The organism is Parabacteroides sp. 20_3, assembly GCF_964238835.1.
GTDB lineage: Bacteria > Bacteroidota > Bacteroidia > Bacteroidales > Tannerellaceae > Parabacteroides > Parabacteroides distasonis.
Window position 1 is genome coordinate 1 of the sequence record NZ_CAXSNO010000014.1, and the last position, 25,197, is coordinate 25,197.

Here is a 25,197-nt window from a genome sequence, read left to right on the forward strand (position 1 = left end):
TTTTCCAGCCCCCCATTACTGGTAGTTTTTAGGAGATAAAGCCTAAGGATATTTTGTTTTTCTCACTTGAAAACCTTTTTTTGCATAACAAAAACGTCCTTTGAATGTATGCAAGATGAAACAAGCCGCTGAATTTCGCTCGTTTCTAAATAGTTACCTATTAAATAAAAATAACAAGAGAACTATTTAATTTTCAGTTAGATAGCAAAAGCATTGTGTTTCGCCACGTAACTCGTCAGCGGAATAGGAAGACCGATTTGTTCTCCCAATTTCTTTAGTTTTGAATTCACCAGCTGGGCTGCACTCTTGTATTGCTTCCGTTCGTCCGCTTCTGCGTCGAGAATGATCGGCAACAGATAGGAAGAACCCATGGTGTCGTATTTATCTATGATTTCTTGCATGGGCTTTTCCCATTTGATTAGTAGCTGTTGGTTGGTCTTTTTTCTGCGATATGATAAAAAACCGTTTTGCAGATTACTTTTCTTTAGATAAGCCATATCTATAAATGACATTCCCCGAGTATAAAAACTGAACATAAATAGGTCTCTTGCATATTCCAAAGAGGAATCGTGGCTTAAATCCATATCGCGTATCTGCCGGATAATTTTGGCCGGAACCGCCCGTTTTATAGTTTTATCTATGCCTGTATATACATGTTTAAACGGATATCGCTGTATGACCAATTCTTTCTCTACGGCACGGTTATACATGGCCCTGAGATTTCTCATGTAATAAGAAGTACTGTTCGGACAAATGTCCTGAGATTTTAGATATTGTTCATATTCTATCATCAGATTGGAGTCTACGTTGTCGAAAGGGATGTCCCTGTCTCTCTTTCGGGAGTGCATGAATCGCTTGAAGCTATTGAGTGTAGTGGTATAAGTTTCGGTGGTGCGCATTTTCCCTATTTGTCTCAGTTGTTCAATGAGATTCTCACAAAAAGACACAAAGTATTCGTTTACAGGAGGAGCGGAATAATATTCAATGATTTCGTCTGCTGTATATTTGTATCCAAGATTCTCAAATCTTATCATGATATCTTTTAGACGTGAGGTATCTTCTTTTATACATTTTTTTAAAGAAACCAAATACCGGTGTCGGTTTTCTCCGGTCTTTGCCGGTATGATTATTTGGGAGTTGAAAATATCCCACTCATCAGGATAAATCTTGTATCCTGAATTTATCTGTCTTGCTACACGATTATGAATTACTTGATAGAACAAGGTTCCCGCTTTTCCTTCTATAGAGGAATGTCGATACTTTATTTTCAATGATGCCATTTTTTGTTTAATTAATATTATATATTCTCCAAAATAAATATTTTGGTGTATTATATGGTTAATAACCAATAAATTAGACATCTGTTTAATTTTGATTATAGTTGGGTTTGTATCAATACGGCGAAATACTTAGCTATTATATATCAGTGTAAATAAGGTTGGATTTTACTCTTTTTTTATTTCCGTTCTTCCCTTTTCCTTGTTTTCTGCCTCCTCTTGTGTGCTTTTTCATAGCTCCATCTGAGACCCTTTGTTTTTGAACGGCAAATTTATGTCGGTGGATGGATATGAAAGAGTTCCGGTCTTCGCCCTTTGTCCTGAAAAAAATAACGCCGGACGGCTTCGCTGTCCCCAACATTTTTTGTCGTCCAAAACTTTTCTAAATCCCTCCTTCCTTATTGATGCGTGCCGTAAAAAAAAGGCTCATTAACTCAGATGGGGCATGAAAGCTCAAAAAAAAGTCGGCAGAAAGAAAAGGCTATCCCGGAAAGGGGGTTTAAAAAAAGGTCTTTAAATCTAGCTGAAGCATAAAATTAGAAGTTTAACCCATTAAAAATGTGACGTATGATTACAGTGACAGAACAACTAAAGAATGTGTTTGAAGCCAACCCTTTGTATTCAAAAGAGGGGCAGGGGCTTAATGCGGAAGTTATAGCGAGATTTTTTCTTCCTTTCTCTTCGGCGGTATGGTTGGTAACGGAAGCTGAACAGCAGGAAGACGGTGACTGGCTCTTTTTCGGCTATTGCCATATTCAAGAATGGGAATGGGGGTATGTGCTTCTTTCTCAAATTCAAGAGGTGAATGTTCGTGGGTTGACCGTGCAGCTGGATAAAGGGCTGAAAACCGGTACGACGGTAAAGGATTGCCTGAATTGATTAAGGGGTAAACGGAATGTTGAACTTAAAAACGGAAGTTATGGTTTACGAAACGAATTGCACGGAAATAACACAGGATAAACCACGTTTCAAGAGCCGCAGGGACAGGCAGAGTTTTCTTTGCCCCCAGCATTGCCGTGTGGATTTTGAAAAAGGGACACTCACCATACCGAAAGCCAAAGATATTTCTGCCGTACCGCACCGCAAGTTCAAGGGTATGGTGAAGACCGTTACCATCAGCATGACACCTTCGGGAAAATACTTTGCTTCCGTATTGGTTGATACGACCATTCAAGAACTTCCGGCATCAGCGATACAGGGCAATACGACTTTGGGCATTGACTTAGGAATCAAATCACTCGCTGTATGTTCTGACGGACGCACGTTTGACAACCCGAAGAACTTGCAGAGAAGCCTTGACCGCTTGAAGCTGTTACAAAAGCGGTTGAGCCGCAAACAGAAAGGTTCTGCCAACCGCAACGAGGCTCGCATCCGTGTAGCTCGGTTGCAGGAGCGTATTGCTAACTGCCGTGAGGATAACCTTCATAAAATCACCCACGCACTCACGCACGACAGCCAAGTGCGTACCCTCTGCATGGAGGATTTGAACGTGAAGGGTATGCAGCATAACCACCATTTGGCGCAAGCCGTAGGTGACGCATCTTTCGGGATATTCCTGATGCTGCTTGAATACAAGTGCCGCTGGTATGGTGTGAATCTCATCAAGATAGACCGCTTTGTCCCAAGCTCGAAGACCTGCGGCAAATGCGGCTATGTGTATAAAGGATTGAAATTGAACGAGCGAAACTGGACTTGTCCGGAATGTGGCACGCATCACGACCGGGACTTCAATGCCGCTTGCAACATCAAAGAATTTGGCTTGAAAGCCCTACCCACGGAGCGTGGGAAAGTCAAGCCTGTGGACTGTCCTCTTGTGGATGACCGACCTCGTGTCCTAAAAAGCAATGGCAGGAAGAAGCAGGAAAAGAGAGGAGGTATTGGTATCTCCGAAGCCGCTAAATCTTTAGTTTAGCGGTAGTTCACCTTCTAGTCAAAGGGAGCAACAACCGTTCCAGAAGTTCTTTCTTGTTCTCAACGGTCATTTTGTTTCTTCCTTTGGCTATGATTTCAGCAGCCAAATCGCTTTTACGCCCGGCGATGTATTTTTGTCGCTTTCCGTTGATGACTGCCTCGATACGGAAATCATGCCGGGTGTTTTCGATGATGTTGATTTCTGATACTAGAAAGCCATCCTCTGTTTCGTAGGGTTCAACGATGGTGGGCAGGTAGTGCTTCATGGTTTCCCCTATGAGCGGAGATACCAAGCCGGAAAGATGCTCTTCGATGCGGTCTTTCCAATACTCATCGATTTGATAATTGGTGGCATAATCGTAGAAATGGCTGATGGCAAGGCTGACTTCCTCGATTATTCTTTTCGCATTCTTTATTCCGTTTTGTCGGGCAAATTGCAAGAGGTCATCTTCCGTGATGCCGTTGTCTTTTCCCGAAATATTCATAGAGTGTACGTTTTCATAGGCCGCACCGTCTAAATTGGTGGTGAATGTCATGTCGTATGCAGGGGTGATGTGCCATGTGCCGTTTCTTTCCATCAGGAAAGAGAAATTCTTGATGTGGTCATCCACGTTGCCACCCATGACATTGAATACCATCCGGCGGTACAGTTCAGATTGCTCACTTGCCGGGATGCTCAGCTTTCGGCAGACTTCAAACAAATCCTCATAGCTTGTTGCGTCCGGATTCATGGCAGCGAGCGTCTGTGTATGTATCTTCTCTCCGTTTATCCTATCGTAACGCTCCGTCAGGAAGTGATGTTTCCCCTCAATTTGAATGAGTCGGGAAGGCATCATCGTAATCCCGGCTTCTTTTGCCAACTCATAATATACCATTTCCATTTGCGTGAACGGAAAATCGTCCCCTTCTGCAAACTTCAATATGTAGTAGGTATAGCCCTCCGGCAAAGGAACTTGGCCGGAACGTATATCATGTGTCGTTTCATTGATGGCGATGATGGCTTTCGGGTGCTGTCCTCCGGCTGATGTCCCTATCTCATAGATACTTTGCAGTTGCAGTGCTTCATCATCTTGCACGGATATTTCCTCCCGTTCCTCAAAGATACGGCGTGCCAGTTGGTATAAACTCTCTATCTGGAGAGTAGAAGAGGATTCCAATCCCGGTGTGGCCGGAATGAACTCAAAGGCTCCCATTCCCCGTTTTCCGATGAAAGACAGTTTATCTACCGGCGTGAGTTTGCGCTTGGGGATATGGTTTTGTGCCGCCCATTGGTCGAAGACCATGTTACCCCACCGGTCAGGCAATGAATCTGCCAAGAACGGTGGAAGACCTTGATAAATCTTTTCTCTGTTTCCGAGTATGGGCATACCCTTTGCCGTCGATCCTTTGACAGAAGCGGTCAGTGGGGCGATTTCCACTCCTTTCTTGATGAAGTCCGGATGATAGTTGAAGACGGCTCTTTTGCTCCTTTCGTCCCAATAGAGCTTTCCGACTTCTTCCCCCCATAACATAACACTCACAACATTATTTTCCATGTCTTATCCTTTTCGGCTTTTTATTCATTATTTGTTCCATAGTATAGGCTGAAACAGGTATTTCCGGCAGCAGGTCGTCCATCTGTTCCAGACAGTCCACTACTCGCAGCAGGGCAAGAAAGTTGCCCATATTGATGTTATAGGCCTTCCCGTTCTCAAACTGGCGCAAGGTGATAAGGCTGACACCGGCTTTCTCGGCAGCCTCTTTTTGGGTGAACCTATAGGTTAGTCTGTATTCCTTAAATCGCCTGCCCAGTTCCGCTATGATTTCCGGATTGGCCATGGCTTGGGTGATGTGATTCGTTGTCATATCACAAAGGTAAATATATTAACTGTTAAATCAAAATATAATAGATAATAATTAATATATTTACTATTATATTGAATGTTGCGAGATGTCGTTTGTGTGCTAATCCCCCAATTCCATGCTTCGCTTATTGCCGCCTATAATCGGGCTTTGTGCGGGCTTTATGTCCTGAATGCTTTTTAGCACTTCCTCCATTTGGAAGATTTTGGCGGCAGCGATGAAGGTGGTGGCGGATATATCCGGCTGGAGGATTTTCAGTACCTTCTCCGATGGCTGATATCCTTTCATCTTCAGTTCCAGGATGGCGTTGAAGTCATCATTCCACATAGCCTTCATGAAAGCCTGCTCTTGTTCGTTGGCAATGTCCGGCATTTGGATGGTATGCAGTTGCCTGCCGAACAAGAGCAGGTTTTTTCCGATAAAGTCGGCGTGTTCCGGTTTGACCCCGCAATCCTTGGCAGTCTCATGCCAATGCGATACGGTTTCCTGTACCTTTTCGATAATCTGTTTGTGTTCCCGGATACCCATGTTCTCACCCACCTTTTGCAGATCTTCCATCGTGAAATTGTCTTGTTTGCCGTTGAGTGACAGTTGGTGGCGGTTCGTCCATTTGCCGCCCGGTGTGTATGAGTAGCAGAGGTCGTATGCCGGTGACAGTTTCCACTTCCCTTGTCTATCCATCAGGAAAGAGAAGTTCTTGCTATGGTCGTCATGGTTCCGGCCCATGACGTTGAACACCATTCTTCGGTAAAGCTCCTCTTGGCTGGGATAAGGCAGGTTCATTTGCCTCATGATGCGGAATATCTCTTCGTATGAATGGCGCTGGTCACGGTCATAGTGGGCAAGCCCGGCCAATGTCTGTACATGAATCTTCTCTCCGTTTTCCATACGGTCAAAACGGCGTGTCATAAAATGGCATGACTCTTTTTCCTGAAGTAACCGACATTCCATCATATCGATACCACAGGCTTTTGCCATTCGGTGATAGGCATATTCGATGTTTCCTATTCCTTGTGGATTGTCCGTTATCTGCGTGTGTTCGCTGTATTTGCCGCCATCAAATTTCAGCAGCCAATACCCGAATCCTTCAGGGGCTTTTACCTGCCCGGAGCGTACCTCTCCGGTAATATCGTTATAGGCGATGATGGCCTTGGGCTTGGCACCTCCGGCTGATGTTCCCACCTTCAGTATATCCAGTATGTTTCTTCCTTCCTGGCGCAGTTGGGTCTGAAAAGCCATCCTATCTGTGAATACGAATTGGGCAAGCTCCGTCAGTTCCTCGATATGGAGGACCGATGATTCGTTCATGCCGTTGATTGGCGAGGACGGCTCAAACTCCAGTGCGCCCATGCCACGTTTGCCTACATAGCAAAGCCTGTCTAAAGGGGTTATCTCTTCTCTGGACAATCCCTTGCTGGCAAACCATTCATTGATGATCTGGTTTCCAAAAGTATCCGGCAGTGAATCGGCAAACAGTCCGGGCAACCCCTTGAAACAGTCGGTGCGGTTTTCAAGGAACCGGTAGGGTGTGTTCCTGTATTGGTCGATGGGCATGATGATGGGAGAAATGTCAAGACCGGAGCGGATGAACTTCCGTTCATAGTCGAACAAGGCGGCATTGCTTTCCTTTTCCCAATAGAGAGAGCCTACGCTTTCTCCCCACAGCTTTACATCTACTATCAAATCATTCATGGTTATCTTGTTTTAAATGGCGTACACGGTAGCGTTTCTTCCCTTGCAGTTTTTTGAGCTCTATCGGGCTGACCCGGATTTCCGGTACCAGTTGCTCCAGGTTCTCCAGCAGGCCGAGCGAGCGGAGTACGCTGATGAACAACAGCAGCGATACCGATTTGCCCTTCTCGATGTTCGCAACGGTCAAGGGGCTTACACCGGAAGCCGTTGCCAGTTCTTCCTGCGTGATACGCTGCCTGATACGTGTCTCTTTGATGCGTTGGCCGATTCTCATCAGCACAGCCGGATTGCTCATTTCATGCCACATGGTTGTTCCTTTTTTGCAAATATACAAATAATCCATGTAAATGTATAGATTAACTTGAATATATGATGTTAATCTATATAAATATAATGATTATAGTTGCCTTGTCTTTTCTTGAATTAAAAGCAAATAAAATCACAATACATTGTGATTTTATTTGCTTTTAATGTTTTAAATTGGTATTTTTGTCGAAAAATCACAATGTATTGTGAATATGAAAGAGATAGGAAAGATTATTAAAGAGCGTAGAAAGAGTTTGAAGGTCAATCAGCTGGAACTCTCCGAGCTGGCAGGTGTGGGCATCAATACGTTGGTGGCCATCGAGCGTGGAGAAGGAAATCCTAAATTGGAGACACTGCTTTCCATTCTTGACACGCTTGGGCTTCAAATGACTATCGGATTGAAAAGTTGAATTTAACTGTTAATTGAAATGAGACGATGTGAAGTTTATTTGCACGGAAGAGGATAATGGAGAATATACATTCACCTATGATTCTTCTTATTTGGAAAAAGAGGATTATCCATCGGTCAGCTTGACTCTTCCATTACGTGAAGAGCCGTATCGGTCAACGGTCTTATTCCCGTTCTTCTTTAATATGTTGTCGGAAGGTGAAAACCGGAAACTGCAATCCCAATTGTTGCACATCGATGCCGAAGATGACTTTGGCATACTGCTGGCCACAGCCCGCTATGATACCATAGGTGCCGTAACCACTAACCCTGTATTGCCATGATGACTTTGACGGTTTGTCCTTCGACATTGGCCGAGGGATTCGATACTTATTCTCTTGCCGCACGAAAAAAAATGTTTGACGATAAAGCGGTGTCTCATTATCTGAGAGTGCCAAGCCCTTCGACAAACAGTGAAGAAGCCAATGAAGCCATACGGAATGCAAAGCGCATCTCATTGTCGGGCGTACAGCCCAAGTATTCGGTCATTGTTGATGAACAGGAATCGTATCTTCGTTATACACAGGAAGGCGAGCAGGGAGCATATATATTAAAGCCGTGTCCCAGCAGTTACCATATACTAAACCGGGATTATTGTGCGGCCAATGAGCATTTTACCATGCAAATTGCGGCACAAGTATATGGAATAGAGACGGCGGCCAACAGGCTTTGCTTTTTCAGTAATGATGAAGCCGCTTATTTGACACGGCGATTTGATGTTCATGACGGGAGAAAATATCAGCAGGAAGATTTTGCGGCATTGATGGGATATACGAAAGCGAATGGAGGGAGTGACTATAAATATTGCAATGGCAGCTATGAAGAGTGTGCGGAGGTAATACAGAAATATGTAAAAGCTGCCCGGATTGATTTGCTTCGTTTCTTCAGGCTGATTGTATTTAACTTCATCTCTTTGAATGACGATGCGCATCTGAAGAATTTCTCTCTGATTAATAGAGGAAACGAATATCGGCTTTCTCCCGCGTATGACTTGATAAACACCTCATTGCATTTGACTGAACCCCGAATATTCGCTCTTGATAAAGGATTGTTTAAAGAAGGAATGAATTTGGGTGATACCCATCAGGTAGGGCGGAAGGATTTCGAGGAATTTGGACGACGCATAGGGCTGGGCGGTAAATTGATAAAGCGTGAGCTTGATGAGTTTGTCAAAGAGAAACCATTGGTGCAAGTATTGATAGACCGTTCCTTTTTATCGGAAGAACTGAAAAAGCAATAATAGGATGTCTATGGGGTACAGGTGTAAGACGCTTTCTTTCTGATGAAGGGCGGATAAAGCATTCTTCAAGAAAGTACTTCTCCTTTTCCCATGCCGGTCATACCGTTAAAACTGATTGATAAGTATGATGCGTATGTTGGCCGGTATGTCTATCATTGTGGCAATGAAAACAGAGAGAGGATTGATTTACGCCTTGTTTTCCGGGACGGGAAGGAGATCGGTATGGATGATCTTAATCTGTATTATAATTGACGTGACGGCCTGAATGTCCCCCGGATGAATGTTCGGGGGATTTTTTTTCTTTTGGGCGTTCCCGTGGGACGGTCGGGCTTTACGTTTCAAGTCCTCGCCTAAAGGCTGTGGGCTTTACTCTGCAATCCCTAACGCATGGCTGAAAACTCCTCTTGCCGGTGGTGTTCTTCTTCATACAGCCTCATGCGTTCTTGTAATGCTTCTTTTAAATTGTCGCTTTTTTTCAGTCCGAGTTTGGCACGTATGTTCGCTCGTTGGCTGGTTATGTTTCCGCTACTCCGATGTAATAATTCGCATATTTGGCTGACGGTCTTGTCTTGCAGTATTAAACGGCAGATGTTTAATTCGGACGGGGATAAATTGGGATATATTCTCCTGATTGTATCAAGTTTACTTTTTTCCTTTTTCTGGTATGCGGCAAGGGCTGTAAAAAGATTTTCTTTGGATTGTTCCCCTATTATGTTTAACAGGGAGCTTGTCTTTTCTTCCGGGTTATTCTCGCTTAACAACTCGGCGAACGCGAATAGTTCTTCCTTTTTCATTTGGAGACGTTTCAAAAGCATTTCCTCTTCCTCTTTTAGCAAGTTGCTACTTTTTAGCAAGCTGCTGATATTACTGTGTAAGGATCTTCCTAATAAGGGGATCATGGTGTATATGATGATGATCAAAGGCAGATAACTGTATAGGAACGGTTCGTCGGTGATAAGTGTGCAGATTGTATAGGAAGCTATGGTAAGGGAGGACAATAGGATGGAGATATTACTCATATAGGCACAGATGGAAAGCATGGTAAATAAGAGAGAGATAGTAATGTTACTCATTATCAATGCTCTTTGATAACTATATTTATATCCGCTACATATTGAGCAATAAATTATCTCGATAAAAATCTCGATATGTATGGCTATCAGTATAATGGAAAAGGTCGTGGTCAGATTTACTCTCTTTTTAAAATAAGCGAGAGTGCACATAATGATAAACAGGAATAATACGCTGTTAATATAATAAAACTGTTCATTGGGAAATGGAACTGAATATATGTATATGGGTGCGCATAAGGCCAGCATGAGCAGGGATAGATGAAAGACACGTTTTTGTTGATACGTTATTATCATTTCGCTTTCTTTTTTGTCGTAAGTTTGAGTTTTTATTGAACTTAGAAAAGTAGCGGCTTTTGTGCTGAATTTCATGTGTTTTATTGTTTTAAGTGTTATTAAGTATAATGTTTCCTGCAAAAATAACTGTTTTTTTTTTTTTGTATGTTTAAGTACTTTTCTTTATGATGTTAAGTGTTTTTAATTGTTGTGTAAGCGTGATTGGCTGCTGTGGTAAGTGTTGTAGCTGTTGTGTGGTTGTCTTTTTAAGTATTTATAAGTTTAAAATACTTGTTTTTTGCTTTGGAGGTTGGTTTATAGGTGCATATCTTTAGCGGTTGAAATTCAGGGGGTGTAAAAGCCTGGGTTTGGATTGTCATATTAACAAACGATTAAATGACGAAAAGATGTTTTTTTATATTAAATGTGTATTGTTCGTGCTCGTGTTGAGTATAAGCGGAGAAATATCCGCTCAGGAGAAGCGTGATTCGGTAAGGATCTATTTTCATCAAGGAAAGGTAAATATAGATACATGTTTACTTGACAATGGGAACGAGATGGAGCGGTTTGCTAAAATCTGTTCCGCATTGAACGACTCCGTCCGTCTTATCAGGAAAATTCAAATAATAGGAGGAGCTTCCCCGGAAGGAGGGGGGCTGTTGAATGGAAGGCTGTCTGAAAAACGAGCAGAGGTTTTGTGGCGGTATATATCACCTTATATAAAGATTCCGGTATTGGAGAGGGATTTTCATTTTTCGGGAAGCGACTGGAACGGACTTATAACGATGGTGAGAGCGGATGTGAATGTTCCGGAGAGGGAGGATGTCCTTCGTTTGTTGGAGAAGATCGTACGTTTGGAAAACCAGGATAGCCCTTATTGGGGGGGAGAACTGAAAAGACTGAAAGGGGGGAGGCCATACTCATATTTGTATAAATTCCATTTTCCGAAACTTCGTTCGTCGATGGTGAAAATATGCTATGATAGTGATCCGATAAATCCCGTCAGAGATACGGTATATATACATACACGTGATACGTTGTGCATCCGTGATACCGTTACCGTCATAGCTCCGGTAAAGAAACGGCCGTTTTGCATGGCGGTGAAAACAAACTTGCTTTATGACGCTGTTTTGATACCTGACATCGGGGTTGAGTTCTGTTTGGGGAAGAACTGGTCTGTGGCCGGGAATTGGATGTATGCCTGGTGGAAAAGTGATCGGAAGCATAATTATTGGCGTATCTATGGGGGAGATGTGGAGTTGCGCCGCTGGTTCGGTCGGAGAGCGGTGGAAAAACCGTTTTCCGGGCATCATGTCGGATTGTACGGGCAGATCGTCACCTATGATTTCGAATTGGGTGGGAAAGGTTACTTGGGGGATAAATGGAGTTACGGGGGAGGCGTGGCTTACGGCTACTCGTTACCTGTGGGACATCGGTTCAATGTGGATTTCACGTTGGGAATCGGCTACCTTGGAGGATCGTACAAGGAGTACATCCCTTTGGACGGTCACTATGTATGGCAGACCACTAAAAACCGCCGCTGGTTCGGCCCGACCAAGGCGGGTATCTCTTTGGTGTGGTTGATCGGGCGGGGGAATTATAGCCGGAAGAAAGGAGGCAGGCAGTGATACGGATACGCTTTAGTCTGGTGTTCATATTTTTATGGATAGGACTGACGGCTTGTGAGCATAAGGATTTATGTTACGATCATCCGCACTTTGCCACGGTGCGGGTAATATTCGACTGGACCAAGATTTCCAATCATGACAAGCCTGAAGGCATGAGGGTCGTATTTTATCCGACCGATGATGAAAGCAACACGTGGATATTTGATTTCCCCGGAGGAGAGGATGGGGAAGTGGAGCTCCCCGAGAATGATTACCGGGTAATTTGCTTCAACTACGATACCGACGGGATGGTTTGGAAAGAAAACGGCAGTTACACGCTTTTTACTGCCGATACGCGTGATGTTCGGTCGCCGGATAACCGGACAATGGCCGTCACCCCACCCTGGCTGTGTGGCGACCATATAGACAGAGTTATCCTCAAGGACATTCCGGGAGGAAGCGCGGAGATAGTACGGCTAACTCCCGTAAACATGGTATGTCACTACACGTATGAGGTGAACGGTCTTCGGGGACTGGATAGGGTGGCGGATTTGCGGGCCGCTCTTTCCGGCATGTCCGGCTCGCTTAACATGTCCGGCGACAGTTTGCCCGCCGGTCTTTCGGAGAGCCTGCTCTTTGATGGAATGGTTTCACGGAATCAGATTATAGGCGGATTCTATACGTTTGGACATTCCGCACTTGAAGGAGAGCCCAATGTTTTCCGGCTGTATCTCAAGAACCGTTCCGGCAGCATGTCTGTATTGGAACAGGACGTGAGCGACCAAGTGCATGATGTCCCGGTAGCGGGGCATATCGGTGATGTGCATCTGGTGTTGAATTTTGATTATGAGGTACCATCCGAGCCGGGAAATGGCGGTCCGGGATTTGATGTGGACGTTGATGATTGGGATGATGTGAATGTGGATATAGTGTTGTAAACGGATATTTGAGTTTTCAGTGCGGATTGGATGCCGGGTAAACGCTATGTCAACTATTAAGTAATCGAGTTTATTAATTATATGTATCAATTTGATTTGTTTTTATTTATGAAAAAAAGTACAGTAATGCTTTGGGCAATCTTTGGAGCGCTACTCATGGGTTGCTCAGACGAGGAGATTGCGAATGTGGAAACCTCCTCGCGGAATGCGATTGGTTTTAACGTGTTAAGTAATGCGGCGGAAACGAGGGCTACCCCTACTACCCCCTCCAACTTGACGAGCACCGATTTCGACGTGTTCGCTTTTACGGCGGATGGTACTGCCTTCATGGGAAAGGTCGACACGGAATATGGACATGACGGAGTGAATATCGTGTACAAAGATAATAAGTGGGATTATAAAAATGCGAACGACCTTCGTTATTGGCCTTCCGAGGCTTTGGACTTTTACGCGTTCAATCCCGGAACGGTTAGTGAAGACATGTTGGCGTTTTATAGGTGGGAAGCCTCCGGGACTTCTCAAAAGATAAGTTATACCTGCATCGATGAGTATGGAGCCGGTACTCATGCAAACTACGACGTGATGTATGCCATAGCCAAAGACCAGACAAAAGACTCAAACAACGGAAAAGTGAAATTTAAATTCAAACATATTCTGTCTCAGGTCGTATTCAAAGCAAAGACCCAATACGCTAACATGCGGGTGGACATCCGTGACATCAAGATTCATAATATCAGATTTTCCGGCGTCTTCACATTGCCTGCGGCAGCCGATGGAACGGGAAGTTGGAGTTCGCCTGATTTAACATTTCCACACGCATTTACCGTAGTGAAAGACAAATCCATCACGGTCGAAGGTAATACCACAGCTACCGATATTTCCACAAGTTCTCCTATGCTGAATATACCACAGGAGCTGACTGCTTGGACTGTTTCCGGAGCCAGCAAAACCAAGAAGGGTGCCGACGATGCGAAGCAATGTTATCTGGAGATCTCCTGCAAAATCCAGCAGTCCGGAGTTTATCTGTTGGGTTCAGCAAGTGAATACAAAATAATTTATGTTCCGTTCGGAGTTATATGGGAACCGGGCAAGCGTCATATCTACACGTTGATTTTCGGTGGTGGTTATACTGATCAGGGAAAGGCTGTGTTGAATCCGATCCAGTTTGATGCAGAGACAACAGGCTGGGTTGATGCAGATAATAAAGACGTAAACGTCAAACCTTAATCCAAACGTTTATTAATATCGTACCCGTTGGCAGGTTAAACATACGCAAGATTAACCCTGCCAACGGGTTTTTTATTGCTTTTATCATCTGTAATTTATGTGTAGGGTTGCTTTTTGCGTACCTTTTTCCTGGAGAATTTCTTTTGTGGAGTGTTTGCCCTGTATATTCCCGATACGCTGTTATAGCAGGGAACTGTTTTTATCCAAGTAGTCAGATATAGCCTCTTGCAATACCGATTTTAGCGAATCGCCTTTGCGGATCGCGATCAGCTTTAAGTTCTGGTGATAGGTTTCGTCCATGACAAAATTACAATGCACGGTTTTCGCTTTCTTCGGCTTTTGAGCCTCTTTTTGCCCGGCCGTGGATTGGATCAGGCTGTCTAATCCCCCGGTCAGCCCGGCCGACATACTGTTTTTTAAATCGTTCTTCTTTGCCATATGGTTACTTTATTTCTGTTAGCAGTTCGTTACATACCTTTTCGTAGTCCTCTGCCCCGGCAGATTTGGGGGCATAGTGAAAAATATCCTGCCCTTGTGTCGGGGCTTCGGCCAGCGTAATGGCGTTGCGTATATGGGTGCTGAACACTTTGCCCTGGAATGTTTCCTGTACCAGTTCCGAAACGCTCTTGTTCAGGTTCTTTCTTCCGTCGTACTGGGTTATCAGGACCCCGGCTATCGAAAGATCCGAGTTCAAACGTTGCTGCACCTTGTGGACGACCTGCATAAGTTTGGCCATTCCACGCATTGCCAGGAATTGAGCCTGAACCGGGATAATCAACCGATCCGAGGCCGTCAGTGCGTTAAGCGTGAGCAGCGACAGCGAGGGGGGGCAGTCGATCAGGATATAATCGAATTTTTCCTTTTGGCCCTTGATAAGGTGGGCTAAGATAAGTTCCCGCCCGGCCTCGTTGATTAACTCCGTTTCAACGGCCGAGAGATCCAGGCAGGAGGGAACGACTCTAAGACCGTCCTTATGCTCGTAGATCGGCAGGTCGTATTCGCCTTTCATCGCGCCGTAGATCGTTTGGGGAAGCTCCGCGGAGAAGCCCAGCGATTCGGTCAGGTTGGCCTGCCCGTCAAGGTCGATCAAAAGAACCTTGTACCCTTTTTGACGTAACGCGCCGCCCAGGTTGATCGTGGTTGTGGTCTTTCCTACTCCCCCCTTGTGATTCAATACGGAGATTACTTTTGCTTTGCTCATAAATTCAGTTTTTTAAATGGTTGTCATGTCCGCAAATATAGTTAAAATACTAATATACTAAAATACTAAAAGTAGTATTTTTCGTTTTTTGCGTGTTTTTTGTGCCGATCGGGGAAGCGTACCGAAATAAATCCTGTTTCCGTCTTTCGGTACGTTTTGTTTCTGTACCGGAATTAATCAAAGATTAGAATAATCATAAATGTTTTTATACGTTAATCATACGTATGTATATATGTATATATTTGTTTTTGAGTATCTTTGTGTGCTATGAATAAAAAATAAAAGACATGAGCACTTATTCGTATAAAAATCCGAAGTTTATAAATTCCCCTAAAGGGGTGGTTGAAGTTGTAGAAGTGATTTATGACGGCAAAGATGATCCGGCCTATTCACTGGCTATTATTAAATGGGAAAATACCTATAAATTAGGTATTCGTTGGAACATCGCTTATAGTGAATGGGACGATTACCGCAAACAGAACGGGCAAGATGAATGTATAGGTAATCCACAGTCGAGAGGTATTCCCACCTGGTTTGTTTTGCCCGATGATATGATGTTTAGTGAGAAGTTCAGCGGTGCGATGCAGAGGCTTGATGAATTAAGAAAAGGTAAATAAGTAATGGAACAGGGAGAAATCATATTATACCAGCCGGATGAAGCGGTCAGGTTGGAAGTGAGGCTGGAAGATGAAACCGTTTGGCTGACACAGGCGCAAATTGTGGATCTTTTTCAATCCAGCAAAGCAAATATAAGCGAGCATATAAAAAACATATATGATCAGAAAGAATTAGAGGAAAGTTCAACTGTTCGGGATTTCCGAACAGTTCGACAGGAAGGCAAACGGCAAGTGATGCGCAATCTGACTTATTACAATTTGGATGCGATCATATCCATTGGGTTTCGTGTCAATAGTAAAAGAGGTATTTTATTTAGGCAATGGGCGAATAAGGTTTTAAAGGACTATCTTTTAAAAGGGTATTCCATTATAAACGTTTGTCAGAACTTGAAAGGACTGTCGCTCAACATACCGAGAAGATAGATTTTTTTGTGCGTACTGCCTTGCCCCCGGTCGAAGGCATTTTTTATAACGGCCAGATTTTCGATGCGTACAAGTTCGCTACCGATCTGGTAAAGTCGGCCAGGCGTTCGATCGTGCTTATCGACAACTATGTGGACGAAACGGTTTTGCTCATGTTGAGTAAACGCAGCGTCGGTGTCTCGGCCACCATTTACACCCAGCGTATCACGCAGCAACTCCAACTTGATCTTGACAGGCATAACAGCCAGTACCCACCTATCGACATCAGGACGTACCGGGACAGTCACGACCGTTTCCTGATCGTTGATGAAACGGACGTGTACCATATCGGAGCCTCGTTAAAGGATCTGGGGAAAAAGATGTTCGCTTTCTCAAAGCTGGATATTCCGGCGGCTGTGATAACCGACCTGTTATAATATCCCTTGTCTTATGAATGTGGTTATCTATTCACGTGTAAGCTCGCAGTCGGCCAGGCAATCGACCGAACGGCAGGTTGTCGATCTGGAGAGGTTCGCAGCCGGACGGGGGTACGAGGTGACGGCGGTCTTTGAGGAAAAGATAAGCGGACGAAAGGCCAATATCGAACGCCCGGTTTTAAGCCGTTGCCTGGAATACTGCACGGATCCGCAGAACCGGGTGGATATGTTGTTGCTGACCGAGATCTCACGCCTGGGGCGTTCAACCCTGGAGATCCTAAAGTCACTCGATACGCTGCACACGCATAAAATATGCGTGTATATTCAAAACCTGAACCTGGAAACATTACGGCCGGACAAGACGGTAAACCCCTTGTCCTCTCTGATCACTACCCTGTTGGGGGAACTGGCCGCGATCGAACGCCAGGGGATCATCGACCGCCTTAATAGCGGACGGGAGTTGTACATCCAGAAAGGGGGCAGGCTGGGACGGAAGCCGGGAAGCCGGAAAACGGCCGAACAGAGGAAAGAGGAATACCGGGAGGCGATCGCTTTGTTAAAGAAAGGCTACTCGATCCGGAACGTGGCGAAGCTCACGGGAAAGGCCGTTTCGACGATACAACAAGTAAAAAAAAGACTTCATTAGTAGCTGATTATCAGAACAAATGTTGTATTTTTGCAACAAATACGAGTAAATGCACATAATTAAAAACGAGTATTTACACGTGTCTAAAAACGAGTATTTGCACGAAAATAATCAGAATCTAAATAAAAACGGTTATGGCAACAATGGCGGAGAAAATGGCGGCTTCACTGGAGGAATTAAGAAAGCTTCAGGAGAAAGACCGCTGTGTCGTCCTGCAAGGGACGGTCGAGATAGGGAGGACGCATTTAACCCGGCTGTTGGATAACGGCTGGTTGCAGGAAGTAATGAAAGGCTGGTATATTGCGGCCAGGCCGGGAACAGAGGGGGACACGACGGTCTGGTACACCTCATTCTGGTATTTTATCGCGAAATACGCGGCTGTCCGGCTGGGGGAACAATGGTGCTTGACGGCCGACCAGTCGCTGGATCTGTATTCGGGGAAAACGACCGTGCCCGTGCTGGTGATTATCAAGTCGCCGAAAGGCCATAACAACACGCAAAAGCTGATGTATGATACCTCGCTTTTGGTGTTTCAAAGCGAGATTCCGGATCAGGTATATAAAGAGCCGGAATACGGCCTTAATCTCTATCCGCTTGCCGAAGCCCTGGTATATGCCACGCCGAGATATTTCCAGGTGGAGAGGATCGCGGCCCGTACCTGCCTGGCCATGATACGGGACGCTGCCGATATATTAAAGGTACTGGCGAGAAACGGGGCTTCGCTTCGTGCCGGAAGAATAGCCGGGGCGTTCCGGAACATCGGGAACAGCGAAATCGCCGACTGCATCGTTTCCACGATGCGGGGGTTCGGGTATGACGTGAGAGAAGAAGATCCGTTCGAGGATCAGCCACGAACGCCCCTTGTTTATGAGGTGTCGCCTTACGTCACACGCTTGCGCCTGATGTGGGAGAACATGAGGGATAAGGTTGTAGAACTGTTTCCCGAAGCCCCTGGAAAGATTGATGACGTGGAGGGGTATTTGAGATCCGTCGATGAAAAGTATTCGGAGGACGCTTATCATTCTCTCTCGATCGAGGGATATAGGGTTTCCCCGGAACTGATCGAGAAAGTGCGTGTCGGGAACTGGAAGCCGGAGGAAGAAGATAAGGAGCATAAAAACGCGCTGGTGGCACGTGGGTATTACCAGGCGTTCCAGGCTGTCAGGGGGACGATCTCCGATATACTGAAAGGAAAGAACGCAGGGGAAGCGGTAAGGGCGGATCATCCGGTCTGGTATATGCAGATGTGGATGCCGTTCGTTACGGTGGGGATCTTGCAAAGGGAGGATCTTGTGGGTTATCGTACCGGGCAGGTCTATATACGGGGACCGCAACATATCCCGTTGAACCCGAAAGCGGTCAGGGACGCTATGCCCGTCCTTTTCGATCTCTTGAAGAATGAGCCGCACCCGGCGGTAAGGGCTGTCCTGGGACACTTCTTTTTCGTGTATATTCACCCCTATATGGACGGGAACGGGAGAATGGGACGGTTCGTCTTGAACGCCATGCTTGCGTCTGGAGGCTATAACTGGACGGTCGTTCCGGTGGAGCGTAGAAAAGAATATATGAAAGCGTTGGAAAAGGCCAGCGTGGAAGGGGATATTTCGGAGTTTACGAAAGTAATCGCATCATTGGTCAAGTAATGAATAGGGGAGTATATAAAAACAAAACCCTGGAGTTTGTCTTACGACAGGGACAACAGAGGATTACTACGCAAGTATAGGGAGTATATCTCGTTTATACAAGGATTTTATGGCTTTTCTGGATTGATTTTAAAAAGAATAGAGGTTTGTTCCCTGGAATGTAGTATTTACTACTTTTAGTATTTTAGTGTATTAGTACAATTTTGTAAGTTTTATCATGGCAAAAGAACTGATCCGTGTCCCCAGGTATAATTCCGTGCTGATTGAACGGTTGTATGAGGCAGGTGGAAACGTCATGCTCGATCTGATCATATACCTGGGCAGCTATCACCTCAAAGACTTGTTCGGGACTTCCTGGTTCTCCGTAGAAGACTTTTGCCGTAAGATGGGGTATGACCGTACCAACTTGCAGCGCAAGCTGGATAGCCGGCAGCTTGCGGCCATGTTCGGAAAGAATATGTAGCCGGAATATGTATGTACTGGCACGGCAGGACAGAGAATCAGCCATCCTATCGAGACGGTTTTTGAGGCGGCTCTCTATAAACTGGGATTGGAGAACCTCTGCTATCCGACCATTGGCGAGGATGGCCGTACATCCTATAATTTCGTGCAGATCCTGAAACGTTTCGACATAATGACCGATTTCAAGACGAAGAAGTCAACGAAAAGGCTGTACTCGGCAGTGGTAAGCCCGGAGATAAAAAATTTCATGTTCTCGCTCTATAACCTCTTGGAGCTTCAGGATTACCGCAGCATGCCCAGCCGTTACCGCTATTTCTATCTGGAGCTTTCCAAGATGGTTTACCTGATCAAGTATAAGACCGCCAAGAATGAGGCTCCTTTTTATGTGCTGACAGTCGATCAACTGGCTAAAAAGCTCGGCATAGAGATTGCCGAACCCAAAGACCGGAAAAAGAAGGTCGCCTCGATACTGAAAAAGATGAATACTTACCTGAAATATACCAATTTCAATTTCTCTTTTGTGAAAGGCGATCATGAGAGATGGGTATATACCGTGTTGTTCTCGTTTCCTAGGCATACGCTGCACTATTTTGATGAAGGACAATATGCTGTCGTAGTGAAGAAATTCTATAAGAACCTGCTTGGGCTGTATGTCGAGATTGCCTACCCGGACACGGATATGGCTGTCAGGAGGAAGAAGATCAAAGAGGTGGAGGAAGATGCCGGACTGTATAAAGAGTTCCTTTTATGGGCAAACTCCCCGGAAAGCGTAGAAAAGAAAAAACAAATATATATCAGTGATTTCGTGGCTGTATTCGGCAGGTTTCCGGAAGGATGGGCACAGGAAGAGTTGGAGAGTGCCAATGGAACGGAAGTTGCTCCTGCTCCTGAAGAGTTTATATCCCCGGAAACGGACGGGGCGGTGAATATGGACAATCCAGCTGTGTAGAACCGTCCACTCCTTTTGCTTTAGTTGTGTAAAAATGTCCGGTTTCACTGGTCAGCCGTGTAAAACCGTCCACCCGTTGATGAAAGGAATAGGTAATAGCTGTTTTTTATATGTCAGTATATCAGTGAAATAAAATAGAGAAGTTTTTGAATAAAAGGTATTGGCTGTGTAAAACCATCCACCAAAATACATAATAAAGACCTAAACTCCTAACCCCTTTAAATATCCCCAAAGAAATGACCGGGAAAATTTATTTTCCCTTCACATGCCCTATACATACTTTCGGAAAAAGATTTTTCGGAAGTATGTGTTGATTTTCACGTTTTTTTATATGATTGGAAGGCGGTTCTGTTCTTTTGTATCCCAATTGGTTTTTCAGGGCGTTCCCTTCTGGCCGGACTATTCGTTGCAAGTCCTCGTTACCCTCCGGGCTTTTCCCTGCTATCCCTAACGCTCTACGCTCCGGCTATGCCGGAAGAGAGGTATGATGATTTTTTCTTGAACTGATAGGAACGTTGCGAAGGTAGGCGTGGACGGAACGCCCGATATTGAAAAGCCAAATCTCCATCCTCCCATTCCGGGAGGTAGTATTTACCAGTTCAATCCCGTTCTGATCCGTCTTTCCCGCTTTCTCTTCAATGCACTGTTCCCAATCAGTTGAGGAAAAATTTATGGTTGGGGCGACAAGCGATGTTTGCGAGTATTAATCTTTTAATTTTTGGCAGTATGAAAACGAAGAGAACCGTATTTGAAGTGAATGACGTTTATCGGGTGATGGAAAACAGCGAGTTGATTTATACCTTGACGAACAGTGAGAAACTGAAACGTGAAGAATATAAGTATGAACAGATGGAAATGGACGGGTTGTGCTTATCTGATGTACTGGAAACACTGACACCCAGCCGTAAAAAAGTCGCTTATGCGGCGATTGAGCTATATAAACGGCTGAAAGAAGGGCAAGTTGAAAGTCCTGCGCTTTTATCCAGCAATAATGTTTATAAAATGATGCATCCTGTTTTGTCCGATATAACTACTGAAGAGATGTGGGTGCTGTTGCTGAACAGTTCGTCCAAACTCATCCGTAAAGTCCGTATCTCATGCGGTGGGATAAATACCGCCCCTGTGGATATACGGGTTATCATGAAGCAGGCATTGTATTATAACGCCGTATCTTTTATCATGGTGCATAACCATCCGTCAGGGGCACGCAAGCCCAGCGGTGCGGATGACCGTTTGACGGAAGCGGTTAAAAAAGCCGCTGAAACATTAGACATCCGTCTATTAGACCATGTGATTGTGGCAGGCAATAACTATTATAGCTATGCGGACGAGGGAAGATTGCAAAAGAGGTAAAGGTGGACGGGAGAAATCCCGTCTGCCCGGAATTTCGGCTTCGGGGTTCTTTTTTGGCAGTTACCCCAAAAAAGAACCAAAAAAATGCTTCCCAGACTATCGATGCGACATCGTAAAATACGCAAGGACGTGGCTTTTCAGAATAAATACATATCTTCGCGCCAAAGGTGATCGGAATGAATGTATTTTCTGCTTTTGATACAGGCGTTATGGTGGCTCTCTTACTGGGCATTGAGTTTCTTAGAAGTGATATCCGAACGATTCTCTATTGTAAAAGGAATGATCCCAGGATTCTTAAGAGTTGCTTATATACGCTGCTTATATTATTGACCAGCCTTTATTCTATTGTGACCGGAGCCATGCTTCATCCGGAACCCGTACCTGTTTATGAATTGATACCCGGTTTTCAAATAGGAGTTTATGGCTTTTCTTTTTCGTTTATATTGCTCGCTGTTGCATGTATTTATCGTAGAACATTACCTTTTGTCCTTTTGGGGTACGCTATGATATATGTAATCGGTGTATTGATACCATTGCTTAGGTATGTAGTGTCTATGATGGATTATTTCATTCGTACAAGGGTATAGCAGGTTAATTTCTTGATTGTATCGGATTGCCCTTTTTATGGGCTGCCTCCCCCGGCTTCTTTCCTCCGATCCGAGTCCGGCTTTTTGCTCGGCAGAGGTTTCGGGATTCCGCAAAGGGCAAGTTACGGCCATGTGCCTTTACTGTATGGAAAATAACGATGAAGAGGTATCTTCCCAACATTTTCCATTTGTAAAACTTGGCTTATTGCTTGCAATCCAGACCTTGATATGCCGAAAAAAGGCTCAGAACTCAGATGGGGAATGACATCAAAAAAAAGGTCGGCTGACCAAAGACCATCCCGATACAAAAAATGAAAAGGTCTTGAATCTAGCTGAAGAATAAATCAGATGTTCAACTTAAATAATGCGGATATGGAAAATTTGATTACACAAATCAACAAAGAGAGATTGGTTAATAGCGACACAGCTCTTATGATGAAGGAATTATACTATTACGTGCCTTGTGAGTATTGGTATGACAAACTGGATAGGCTACGTACCGATGTTGAGGGAAGGAATACTCCGATGTATATGTGCGAGTGCCCGACACTGGCAGCATGTATCCAATGGATGATACAGACTCGTGAATATACGTTTCAAACAGAACAAAACGGTAAGGTCTGGCATGTGGTTGTAAGGGCTGGAGATTATGTGCTGTATGACTCCGAAAGTAATGCGGATGCTTTTTGTTGTTTGGAAGAAGCACTGGAAAAAGCGGTACAGGAGTGCATGGAGTTCTTGTATTAAATTGAATTAAAAAACGGTCCCCTTCACGGGAACTTTCCTATAACCTTGTTAAGAGGTGGGGGCAGATGATCTTTGAGAATCATCTTTGAAGGTGAAGGATGGGAGAAGAGATTTATTTCGTATTTCTGTTCTCAGATTTTAGTGTAATACCATTCCTTCGCAGCAGACGATACACTGTTCCGCTACTGCCTATATTTAATATTTTCTGTATCTCCCTTACCGGTGTTCCGGACTCATAGAGCTGGATGCAGCTTTTCTGCTTGGCGATATTGTTTTTGTTGATAAGTGTCTTTCTGCCGAATTTGACACCTTTTTCCTTGGCGATTCTTCTGCCTTCTTGGGTTCTCTCATAAATAAGGTCACGCTCAAATTGGGCGAAAGCACCGAGAATGTTGTTCATCAGTTGGCCGATTGCGCCTTCCGTACTGATGTTGTCTTGCAGTGAGGTGAATTGGATGCCCCTATTCTTGAAATCTTCCAATAGCGTAAGGATATTCTTCAGCGAACGGCCAAGCCGGTCCAGCTTATATACGACAAGCGTGTCGCCTTCCCGGAGAAAGTTCAGGCAGGCATCCAGTTCCGGGCGGTTTTGTTGACGTCCGGTCATTTTCTCAGAGAAGATCTTCTCACATCCGGCAGCCTTCAACGCTTCCAGTTGCATATCCAGATGTTGTTCCTTGGTGGAAACACGGGCATATCCTATTTTCATCCTGTTTTGTATTTAGTTGTTTAATGAAGGTTTTAATTCTTCACTTTTTCAAACATGAAGACATTAATTCTTCATATTCCTCACGGCTGTATTGGTTGAACCCCTTTTGCTTCATAGCCAAAAGAAGTCTTTCCAATTCTCCGATAGTTACTACCTGTTTGCCGATAACGGTAAATTGTTCCCATTCTCCCTTTTCGTTGAGCAGGTATTCCCGGTGTGCAAAGCAGTAAAGAGAACCGTCAATGTCATTCCGTTTCTGCCATTGACGCAGGTGCTTCAAACTGGTGAAATCACGGGTGACAGTACGTGGAATGGGAACCAATACGTCAATTTCCATCTTGAATTTTATATTCTCTTCCGTTTCTCGCATGGGTGATTAGCTTATTTCATAATACATCAATTATTGTATGGACAGGAAGTTCCAGTTTGGAGAAGGCAAACATTTTCTTGCCCAAATCCTTTAGCGATGCCCCAATATGATATACTTCCGTATTATCAATGATTAAGAAGCGGTCGTGACTGTCTCGGTACGTCCTGATGTCGATAGGCGGGTACTGGCTGTTATGCCTGTCAAGATCGAGTTGGAGTTGCTGCGTGATGCGCTGGGTGTAAATGGTGGCTGAAACACCGATGTTTCGTTTGCTCAACATGAGTAACACGGATTCATCTACATAGTTGTCGATAAGTATAAGTGAGCATTTGGCAGACTTTATTAAATCTGTAGCAAACTTATACGCATCGAATATCTGACCGTCAAAGAAGATACCTTCCACCGGAGGCAATGAGGTGCGCACAAAGAAGTCTATCTTTGCATCATGTTCAGCAATGGTTTTCTCTATTTGGAAGAATTTATTGTTCATTCTATATTCCATGTCATTGAGCCGTTGGTTTATAGAATAGCCTTTCAATAAATATTCTTTTAAAATTTTATTTGCCCATTGCCTGAATTGCGTACCTCTTACGCTTTTAACTCTGTATCCAACTGAAATTATTACGTCTAGACTAAAGAACTTGACAGGCTTATCGGAATTAGCAATGTGCAAAAAATGCACATTGCTTTTCTCTTCCAATTCCTTTTCCTTAAAAACGTTATTTATATGTTTGGTTATAACGGTTCTGTCACGTTGAAAAAGTTCTGCTATCTGCGCTTGTGTGAGCCAAACGGTTTCATCTTCTAAACGTACTTCCAACCTTACAGCTTCATCCGGTTGGTATAGTATGATTTCTCCTTGCTTCTCCATTATATGTTTCGCTTTTATTATGTTGTTGCAAATGTACAAAAAAGAAACATTATAAAATCTATTTTTTCCGTAAGTATTACTTCAAAAGTTTGTTTCCTTTTTATTTTAATAAAACAGAAACATTCTGCTGTTTCAAAAAAAACAGTTGTCTGTTTGTTGTTCATAGTTGGGGTATCAAATAACTAAAATTCAAATGGAAACACTACTCTATATTTTAACATTTGTTTGTTAACTTAGGTAATAGTCGCTATATTTGTTCAGCTATGCACATGGATATAGGGAATATTACAATCAAAGGAGAATTGACTTGAATATAACTCAGGGAAATCTTCGGATATGTCCGGTGTAAAGCTGAGAGCCGTTAACAAG

The 25,197-nt window shown here is 44.2% G+C and carries 27 protein-coding genes and 1 pseudogene; 17 read left to right on the forward strand and 11 right to left on the reverse strand.

From position 1 onward, the window contains the following. Positions 1-197: 197 nt before the first annotated feature. The gene (locus tag ACESPU_RS20765; RefSeq protein WP_009276869.1) at positions 198-1,280 is read right to left on the reverse strand and encodes a site-specific integrase; all 1,083 of its coding nucleotides are present in this window, start codon (positions 1,278-1,280) and stop codon (positions 198-200) included. Positions 1,281-1,844: 564 nt separating this feature from the next. Here ACESPU_RS20765 and ACESPU_RS20770 point away from each other — a divergent pair. Both ACESPU_RS20770 and ACESPU_RS20775 read left to right on the forward strand, forming a co-directional pair. Then, positions 1,845-2,156, forward strand: a complete 312-nt coding sequence (locus ACESPU_RS20770) for a DUF2958 domain-containing protein (protein WP_009276868.1) — start codon at positions 1,845-1,847, stop codon at positions 2,154-2,156. Positions 2,157-2,196: 40 nt separating this feature from the next. Then, complete coding sequence (locus ACESPU_RS20775; RefSeq protein WP_157261311.1) at positions 2,197-3,189, forward strand: RNA-guided endonuclease TnpB family protein; 993 nt, start codon at positions 2,197-2,199, stop codon at positions 3,187-3,189. Positions 3,190-3,196: 7 nt separating this feature from the next. On the opposite strand, the gene ACESPU_RS20780 is transcribed toward ACESPU_RS20775, so the two are convergent. From ACESPU_RS20780 to ACESPU_RS20795, 4 genes are all read right to left on the reverse strand, one after another. Further along, positions 3,197-4,723, reverse strand: a complete 1,527-nt coding sequence (locus tag ACESPU_RS20780) for a type II toxin-antitoxin system HipA family toxin (RefSeq protein ID WP_009276866.1) — start codon at positions 4,721-4,723, stop codon at positions 3,197-3,199. Then, positions 4,713-5,033, reverse strand: coding sequence for a helix-turn-helix transcriptional regulator (locus ACESPU_RS20785; RefSeq protein ID WP_007844677.1), 321 nt, complete (start codon positions 5,031-5,033; stop codon positions 4,713-4,715). The genes ACESPU_RS20780 and ACESPU_RS20785 overlap by 11 nt, the downstream gene beginning before the upstream one ends. A 99-nt stretch (positions 5,034-5,132) precedes the next feature. After that, the gene (locus ACESPU_RS20790; RefSeq protein ID WP_009276865.1) at positions 5,133-6,722 is read right to left on the reverse strand and encodes a type II toxin-antitoxin system HipA family toxin; all 1,590 of its coding nucleotides are present in this window, start codon (positions 6,720-6,722) and stop codon (positions 5,133-5,135) included. After that, on the reverse strand, positions 6,715-7,065 hold the full coding sequence (locus ACESPU_RS20795) for a helix-turn-helix transcriptional regulator (RefSeq protein WP_009276864.1): 351 nt from the start codon (positions 7,063-7,065) through the stop codon (positions 6,715-6,717). Before ACESPU_RS20795 ends, ACESPU_RS20790 begins: the two co-directional genes overlap by 8 nt. A 175-nt stretch (positions 7,066-7,240) precedes the next feature. Here ACESPU_RS20795 and ACESPU_RS20800 point away from each other — a divergent pair, with 175 nt between their 5' ends. Genes ACESPU_RS20800 through ACESPU_RS20810 form a run of 3 tightly spaced genes read left to right on the forward strand, consistent with a single transcriptional unit; the run spans position 7,241 to position 8,716 of the window. Next, positions 7,241-7,438 (forward strand): helix-turn-helix domain-containing protein, encoded by a 198-nt coding sequence (locus ACESPU_RS20800; protein ID WP_010185730.1) that lies wholly within the window; start codon positions 7,241-7,243, stop codon positions 7,436-7,438. 28 nt (positions 7,439-7,466) lie between these two features. Continuing rightward, complete coding sequence (locus ACESPU_RS20805; RefSeq protein WP_009276862.1) at positions 7,467-7,760, forward strand: HipA N-terminal domain-containing protein; 294 nt, start codon at positions 7,467-7,469, stop codon at positions 7,758-7,760. After that, positions 7,757-8,716 (forward strand): HipA domain-containing protein, encoded by a 960-nt coding sequence (locus ACESPU_RS20810; protein WP_010185733.1) that lies wholly within the window; start codon positions 7,757-7,759, stop codon positions 8,714-8,716. Before ACESPU_RS20805 ends, ACESPU_RS20810 begins: the two co-directional genes overlap by 4 nt. Positions 8,717-9,096: 380 nt before the next feature. Here the strand turns inward: ACESPU_RS20810 and ACESPU_RS20815 are convergent, their stop codons facing one another. Beyond that, positions 9,097-10,158, reverse strand: a complete 1,062-nt coding sequence (locus ACESPU_RS20815) for a LuxR C-terminal-related transcriptional regulator (protein ID WP_009276881.1) — start codon at positions 10,156-10,158, stop codon at positions 9,097-9,099. A gap of 311 nt (positions 10,159-10,469) precedes the next feature. On the opposite strand from ACESPU_RS20815, the gene ACESPU_RS20820 reads away from it, so the two are divergent. From ACESPU_RS20820 to ACESPU_RS20830, 3 genes are all read left to right on the forward strand, one after another. Beyond that, positions 10,470-11,690, forward strand: a complete 1,221-nt coding sequence (locus ACESPU_RS20820; protein WP_009276883.1) for a DUF3575 domain-containing protein — start codon at positions 10,470-10,472, stop codon at positions 11,688-11,690. Next, positions 11,687-12,607 (forward strand): DUF5119 domain-containing protein, encoded by a 921-nt coding sequence (locus tag ACESPU_RS20825; RefSeq protein ID WP_009276884.1) that lies wholly within the window; start codon positions 11,687-11,689, stop codon positions 12,605-12,607. The genes ACESPU_RS20820 and ACESPU_RS20825 overlap by 4 nt, the downstream gene beginning before the upstream one ends. A 108-nt stretch (positions 12,608-12,715) precedes the next feature. Further along, entirely contained in the window at positions 12,716-13,834 is a 1,119-nt protein-coding gene (locus ACESPU_RS20830) for a fimbrillin family protein (protein ID WP_029257268.1), read from the forward strand. A gap of 180 nt (positions 13,835-14,014) precedes the next feature. On the opposite strand, the gene ACESPU_RS20835 is transcribed toward ACESPU_RS20830, so the two are convergent. Both ACESPU_RS20835 and ACESPU_RS20840 read right to left on the reverse strand, forming a co-directional pair. After that, positions 14,015-14,272, reverse strand: a complete 258-nt coding sequence (locus ACESPU_RS20835) for a hypothetical protein (protein WP_005648607.1) — start codon at positions 14,270-14,272, stop codon at positions 14,015-14,017. 4 nt (positions 14,273-14,276) lie between these two features. Further along, entirely contained in the window at positions 14,277-15,035 is a 759-nt protein-coding gene (locus ACESPU_RS20840) for a ParA family protein (protein WP_005842209.1), read from the reverse strand. Positions 15,036-15,322: 287 nt separating this feature from the next. On the opposite strand from ACESPU_RS20840, the gene ACESPU_RS20845 reads away from it, so the two are divergent. From ACESPU_RS20845 to ACESPU_RS20885, 9 genes and pseudogenes are all read left to right on the forward strand, one after another. Next, a complete protein-coding gene (locus ACESPU_RS20845; RefSeq protein ID WP_005868799.1) occupies positions 15,323-15,652 on the forward strand; it encodes a hypothetical protein in 330 nt (109 codons plus the stop codon). A gap of 3 nt (positions 15,653-15,655) precedes the next feature. Next, positions 15,656-16,491, forward strand: a pseudogene (locus ACESPU_RS20850) (virulence RhuM family protein). Between the two features lie 13 nt (positions 16,492-16,504). Further along, positions 16,505-17,137 carry a recombinase family protein gene (locus tag ACESPU_RS20855; RefSeq protein WP_009276888.1) on the forward strand — a complete coding sequence of 211 codons (633 nt, stop codon included), beginning with the start codon at positions 16,505-16,507 and terminating at the stop codon, positions 17,135-17,137. 134 nt (positions 17,138-17,271) lie between these two features. Next, entirely contained in the window at positions 17,272-18,780 is a 1,509-nt protein-coding gene (locus ACESPU_RS20860; protein WP_009276889.1) for a Fic family protein, read from the forward strand. A 256-nt stretch (positions 18,781-19,036) separates the two neighbouring features. Next, the gene (locus ACESPU_RS20865; protein WP_226766937.1) at positions 19,037-19,243 is read left to right on the forward strand and encodes a hypothetical protein; all 207 of its coding nucleotides are present in this window, start codon (positions 19,037-19,039) and stop codon (positions 19,241-19,243) included. An 87-nt stretch (positions 19,244-19,330) separates the two neighbouring features. Continuing rightward, positions 19,331-20,191 (forward strand): hypothetical protein, encoded by an 861-nt coding sequence (locus tag ACESPU_RS20870; protein ID WP_009276891.1) that lies wholly within the window; start codon positions 19,331-19,333, stop codon positions 20,189-20,191. A 726-nt stretch (positions 20,192-20,917) separates the two neighbouring features. Then, the gene (locus ACESPU_RS20875) at positions 20,918-21,544 is read left to right on the forward strand and encodes a RadC family protein (RefSeq protein ID WP_029257270.1); all 627 of its coding nucleotides are present in this window, start codon (positions 20,918-20,920) and stop codon (positions 21,542-21,544) included. A 176-nt stretch (positions 21,545-21,720) separates the two neighbouring features. Further along, positions 21,721-22,131, forward strand: coding sequence for a hypothetical protein (locus tag ACESPU_RS20880; protein ID WP_009276897.1), 411 nt, complete (start codon positions 21,721-21,723; stop codon positions 22,129-22,131). 348 nt (positions 22,132-22,479) lie between these two features. Then, complete coding sequence (locus ACESPU_RS20885) at positions 22,480-22,878, forward strand: hypothetical protein (RefSeq protein ID WP_007844657.1); 399 nt, start codon at positions 22,480-22,482, stop codon at positions 22,876-22,878. Between the two features lie 112 nt (positions 22,879-22,990). On the opposite strand, the gene ACESPU_RS20890 is transcribed toward ACESPU_RS20885, so the two are convergent. From ACESPU_RS20890 to ACESPU_RS20900, 3 genes are read right to left on the reverse strand one after another with little or no spacing between them, the layout of a single operon-like run. Continuing rightward, a complete protein-coding gene (locus ACESPU_RS20890; protein WP_007844655.1) occupies positions 22,991-23,587 on the reverse strand; it encodes a recombinase family protein in 597 nt (198 codons plus the stop codon). Between the two features lie 40 nt (positions 23,588-23,627). Further along, positions 23,628-23,957, reverse strand: a complete 330-nt coding sequence (locus ACESPU_RS20895; protein ID WP_008781191.1) for a hypothetical protein — start codon at positions 23,955-23,957, stop codon at positions 23,628-23,630. A 16-nt stretch (positions 23,958-23,973) separates the two neighbouring features. Next, positions 23,974-24,828, reverse strand: coding sequence for a virulence RhuM family protein (locus ACESPU_RS20900; RefSeq protein WP_008781192.1), 855 nt, complete (start codon positions 24,826-24,828; stop codon positions 23,974-23,976). Positions 24,829-25,197: the final 369 nt, after the last annotated feature.